General features: G+C 74.4%; 5 protein-coding genes. 3 read left to right on the top strand and 2 right to left on the bottom strand.

The genetic code is table 11. The annotated features are described in order from the left end of the window. Together ACFQ11_RS37105 and ACFQ11_RS37100 are read right to left on the bottom strand one after the other, a co-directional pair. On the bottom strand, positions 1–1,086 hold a 1,086-nt coding region (locus ACFQ11_RS37105), incomplete at its 3' end, for a DUF58 domain-containing protein (RefSeq protein WP_378307543.1). Between the two features lie 3 nt (positions 1,087–1,089). Next, on the bottom strand, positions 1,090–2,025 hold the full coding sequence (locus ACFQ11_RS37100; protein ID WP_378307547.1) for an AAA family ATPase: 936 nt from the start codon (positions 2,023–2,025) through the stop codon (positions 1,090–1,092). A gap of 520 nt (positions 2,026–2,545) precedes the next feature. Here ACFQ11_RS37100 and mraZ point away from each other — a divergent pair. The 3 genes from mraZ to ACFQ11_RS37085 all read left to right on the top strand — a co-directional run bounded on the left by mraZ (position 2,546) and on the right by ACFQ11_RS37085 (position 4,844). Next, entirely contained in the window at positions 2,546–2,977 is a 432-nt protein-coding gene (gene mraZ, locus ACFQ11_RS37095) for a division/cell wall cluster transcriptional repressor MraZ (protein WP_378307541.1), read from the top strand. Positions 2,978–3,210: 233 nt separating this feature from the next. Next, positions 3,211–4,209: a 16S rRNA (cytosine(1402)-N(4))-methyltransferase RsmH gene (gene rsmH, locus ACFQ11_RS37090; protein WP_378307545.1), complete on the top strand. Its 999-nt coding sequence runs from the start codon at positions 3,211–3,213 to the stop codon at positions 4,207–4,209. Next, a complete protein-coding gene (locus ACFQ11_RS37085; protein ID WP_378307539.1) occupies positions 4,206–4,844 on the top strand; it encodes a hypothetical protein in 639 nt (212 codons plus the stop codon). The genes rsmH and ACFQ11_RS37085 overlap by 4 nt, the downstream gene beginning before the upstream one ends. The last annotated feature ends 38 nt before the right edge of the window (positions 4,845–4,882 follow it).

Below are 4,882 nucleotides of genomic sequence, written 5' to 3'. Positions count from 1 at the left end.
CAGCACCGCCACGCGGGTCGCGCCGCGCCAGCGGGACGCCACGGCGCCGGCGTCCCCGGCCGACAGCGCCCCGAACACGGCGATCAGCAGGCCGCCGCGCTCGCCGCCGCCCGCGCCCGCCGCGGGCGTCTCCGCGGGCAGCGCGTCGCCCGGGGACCGGCGGACCACGGCCAGCGCGTCCAGCAGCAGCCCCTCGAACGCCCCGTCCGCCGACGCCGCGGGCAGTTCCTCGCCGACGTCCGTCGCGTACCGCAGCCGCATCCCGGTCCGCACCAGGTGGACCCCGATCGACGCCGTCACCGACACCGCCCGCTCGAACGTGCCGCCCGGGCCGTCGCCCCAGTGCGCGGAACGGCGCGTGTCCAGGAACAGCGTCCCGCTGCTCTGCCAGTGCTGCTCCTCGCGCCGCACCATCAGCTCGCCCCGCCGCGCCGTGGACCGCCAGTGCACGCGGCGCAGGTCGTCGCCGTGCCGGTAGTCGCGCGGCGCCACGTCGTCCTCGCCCGCCGCCGCCACCGCCCGGGCGAGGCTGTCGCCCCCGCCGGTCCACGCGCCCGACAGCCGGCCCGGACGCAGCGGCACGACCTCCGGCGTCACGGTGAGGGAGTCGGCCGCGCTGAAGGAACGCACCAGCTCCACCATCCCGAACGGGTCGGCGAGCCGGACCGTCAGCGGACCCACCCGGTACCGGCCCCGCACGTCCGCGCGGACCCGGTACCGCAGCTCGCGCGAGCCCTGCGGCTCGATCCGGTCGATGAGGAACCGCGCCCGGCCGCCCAGCGCGTACGGGATCCGGTCCTCGACCATCAGCAGCCCGCTCGGCAGCCGCGACACGTTCTCCAGCCGCAGATCGATCCGCGACTCACCGCCCACCGGCAGCCGCGCCGGCACCAGCCGCCGCGCGCACGCCAGCCGGTAGCGGGTGCGCGCCACCGCGAGCGTGCACAGCAGCGGCAGCACCAGGACGAGCACCCCGGCGCGCAGCAGGTCCCGCTCGCCGAGCACGAACGCGCACGCGATCGCGGTCGCGCCGGCGGCGACGAACGACCGCCCGCGCGTGGTGAGACCGGCCAGCGCTCTGCGCACCGGTCACCTCCGGGGGGCGGGGACCGGCAGCCGCCGTACCAGGTCGGCGACCACGTGCTCGGACCGCCGCCCGTCCACCTGCGCCTCCGTGGTCGTCAGCATCCGGTGCGCCAGCACGGGGACGGCCAGTTCCTGGACGTCGTCGGGGATCACGTAGTCGCGGTCGTCCAGTGCCGCGTACGCCCGCGCCGCCTTCACCAGCTGCAGGGTGGCGCGCGGGGACGCGCCGAGCCGCAGCTCCGGATGCGACCGGGTCGCGGTGATGAGGTCGATCACGTACTGCCGCACGTCCGGGGAGACCTCGACGCCCCGCACGACCTCGATCAGCTCGCGGACGTCCGCGGCGCGCGCCACCGGGGCCAGCCGGTCCAGCGGGGACGAACGGCCGTGCACGTCCAGCATCTCCAGTTCCGCGGCGGGGTCGGGGTACCCCATCGAGATGCGGGCGGTGAACCGGTCGCGCTGCGCCTCCGGCAGCGGGTAGGTGCCCTCCATCTCCACCGGGTTCTGCGTGGAGATGACCATGAACGGCGGCTCCAGCGCGTACGTGGTGCCGTCGACCGTGACCTGGCGCTCCTCCATGCACTCCAGCAGCGCCGACTGCGTCTTCGGGGACGCGCGGTTGATCTCGTCGCCGACCACGATGTTGGCGAACACCGGGCCCGGCTTGAACTCGAACTCGCGCAGCTCCTGGTTGTAGGCGCTGACCCCGGTGATGTCGCTCGGCAGCAGGTCGGGCGTGAACTGCACGCGCCGGACCGAGCAGTCCACCGACCGGGCGAGGGCTTTGGCGAGCATCGTCTTGCCGACCCCGGGCACGTCCTCGATCAGGAGGTGCCCCTCCGCCAGCAGGACCGTGAGCGCGAGCCGCACCGCCGACGGTTTGCCCTCGATCACCGATTCCACGGCGACCCTGATCCTGCCCGCGACCTTCGCCAGGCGCTCGAGCCCGGGTCCGGCCTCCGCGCGGGCCGGTTCGCCGCGCGCGGCGGAGCGGGGGGACTCGCCGTGCGTTCCTACTGCCACCAAACCTCCTCAGCCGTCCGGCCGCGTGGGTGCCCGGCAGGGCCGGAAGGCCCCGGCAGGGCCCGTCCCCGGAAACGCGGCCCCGCTTGCCGCGGGCGGTGCCGCGCTCCACGCGCCACCCCAACAGACAGTACGTCGTCACGATCGTCGCCGCGATGTTCACGGGGGACGTGAGTCCGGCGTGTGGCGATCTGGACGTGTTCACGGTGAGACGTCCGGGAATCGGGGCCGGCCGCCGCCGCGCGCCCGTCCGGTGCCCGGCGCGCGGGCGGCCCCCTCGGCGCCCCACTCCGCACCACCCACTCTGACCTGCGATTTCTCTGACGATCTTGTCGCGCCGAGGCGGTTTTCGTTGTTGACGGTGGGGAAGAGTGGAGTAGAGTGGGGCGCCGTGGGGGACGGTAGCGTCCCTTGCGGCGCGGGAGGTGGGCCGGTGTTCCTCGGCACCCATTCACCGCGTCTCGACGACAAGGGACGGCTGTTCCTGCCGGCGAAGTATCGCGAGGAGCTGTCGGGGGGATTGGTGATCACGAAGGGCCAGGAACGCTGCCTGTACGTCTTCCCCATGGCGGAGTTCCAGCGCATCACCGAGGCTCTGCGCGCCGCGCCGGTCACCGAGAAGGCGGTACGGGCCTACAGCCGCGTCTTCTTCGCCAGCGCGTCCGATGAGGTCCCCGACAAGCAGGGTCGCATCACCGTCCCGCAGCCGCTGCGCGCTTACGCGGGTCTCTCCAAGGAGTGCACCGTGATCGGGGCGAACACCCGCCTCGAGATCTGGGACGCCAAGGCCTGGGAGACCTACCTCGAGCAGGAGGAGCAGGCCTTCTCCGACGTCTCGGAGGAGGTGTTGCCAGGGATCCTCTGAGGTGAACGACTCGTCGGTCCGACGACCGGCACTGGCCCGCGTTCGGCCAGGTCTCCAGCCGCTCTCCAGCCATCTGGCGCAGCTTCCCCGGTGCCAGGCGGCGACCCCCGCGCAGTCGCGGTGAACTTCCTCCAGGGCAGCGGATGGGGACCTGGCCGGGCGAGGCCGCCGCCGGGGGGCGGACACGGTCCGGATCGGCGATGCTGCACAGAACCGCGAGCGAGTGGCAGCGCATGGGGGGTTTCGACATGGACGTGGGCGACCACGCGGCCGAGGCCGGTCACGTACCGGTCATGCTCGGTCGCGTCCTGGAACTGGCGGCCCCCGCGATCGACGCCGTCCCGCACGACGAGACCCCCGTGCACATCGACGCCACCCTCGGCATGGGCGGCCACGCCGAGGCGATGCTGCGGGCCCACCCGCGGCTGCGCCTCATCGGCCTGGACCGCGACACCACCGCGCTGGAGCGGTCCGCCCGGCGCCTCGCCCCCTTCGGCGACCGCGTCGTCCTCGAGCACGCCGTCTACGACGAGATCCCGCGGGTGCTGCGCCGCCTCGGCGTCCCCGCCGTGCACAGCGTCCTGTTCGACCTCGGCGTCTCCTCCCCGCAGCTCGACGAGGCCGACCGCGGCTTCGCCTACTCCTACGACGCGCCCCTCGACATGCGGATGGACCGCACCCAGCGGCTCACCGCGGCCGACGTCGTCAACGACTACCCGCCCGCCGAGCTCGCGCGCATCCTGCGCGAGTACGGCGAGGAACGGTTCGCCCAGCGCATCGCCGCCGCGATCGTCCGGGAACGCGAACGCGAGCCGCTGGAGACCACGCGGCGCCTCGCCGACCTCGTGCGCACCGCGATCCCGGCCGCGACCCGCCGCACCGGCGGCAACCCGGCCAAGCGCACCTTCCAGGCCTTGCGCATCGAGGTGAACGGCGAGCTCGAGACCTGGCGCCGGGCGCTGCCCGCCGCCCTGGACGCGCTCCCGGTCGGCGGCCGGGTCGTCGTCCTCAGCTACCACTCCCTCGAGGACCGCATCACCAAGCAGGTCCTGGCCGCGCAGACGGCCGACACGACCCCGCCGGGCCTGCCGGTCCCGCTGCCCGAGCACGAGCCGCGATTCCGGCTGCTCACCCGAGGGGCCGAACTGCCCTCCGACGAGGAGACCACCACCAACCCGCGGGCCGGATCGGTGCGGATGCGCGCCGCCGAGCGGGTCCGGGAGGCGACATGACGACCACCAGCAGACGCCCGCCGCGCACGCCGCCCAAGCCGTCCAGGGGGAAGACGGCGGCGAAGAGGGCCCCGGCGAAGAAGCCGCCGAAGGCCCCCGCCGAGACACCGGTCAAGACTTCGGCCAAGGCACCGGCGAAGGCACCCGTCAAGGCGGCCAAGGCCGCGGTCGAGACGCGGACCCGGCCGGCGGTCAAGCCGGCAGCCGAGCGGACGTCCAGGGCCGGGGCCGCGCCCGGGCGGGCCGGGCAGTCGCCGCCGCGCACGCCGTTCATCCTGCTCATCGTCGGGCTGCTCGGCGGCGCCCTGGTCAGCCTGCTGCTGCTCAACACCGTCCTCGCCAAGGACGCCTTCACCATCACCCGGCTGCAGCAGAGCAACGAACGCCTCGAGGAACGGCAGCAGGAACTCGAACTGCAGAACGCGCAGGAGCGGTCGCCGGAGAAGATCGCGGAACGCGCCGAGAGCCTCGGCATGAAGCAGTACAAGACCCCGGTGTTCTTCGATGCCGACACCGGCCGCCCCAGCGGCCACGAGATCCGGCCCGTGCCGCACGCGGACGCCGCGGCGGCCGGCGCCGCCAGCGTCATCGGCGTGCCGGGCACGGTCGTCCCCGGCGACGGGGCCGCGCGGTGACCCAGCGGCCGGGACGCGGCGCCGCCGGGCCGCCGCCC

This window comes from Actinomadura sediminis, from assembly GCF_042675525.1.
Lineage (GTDB): Bacteria > Actinomycetota > Actinomycetes > Streptosporangiales > Streptosporangiaceae > Spirillospora > Spirillospora sediminis.
This window is presented reverse-complemented; position numbering and strand designations above follow the sequence as displayed.

Coding starts and splice junctions, on each gene's coding strand:
- ACFQ11_RS37085 (WP_378307539.1), top strand. CDS start 4,206: ATGACGACCACCAGCAGACGCCCGCCGCGCACGCCGCCCAAGCCGTCC.
- rsmH (WP_378307545.1), top strand. CDS start 3,211: ATGGGGGGTTTCGACATGGACGTGGGCGACCACGCGGCCGAGGCCGGT.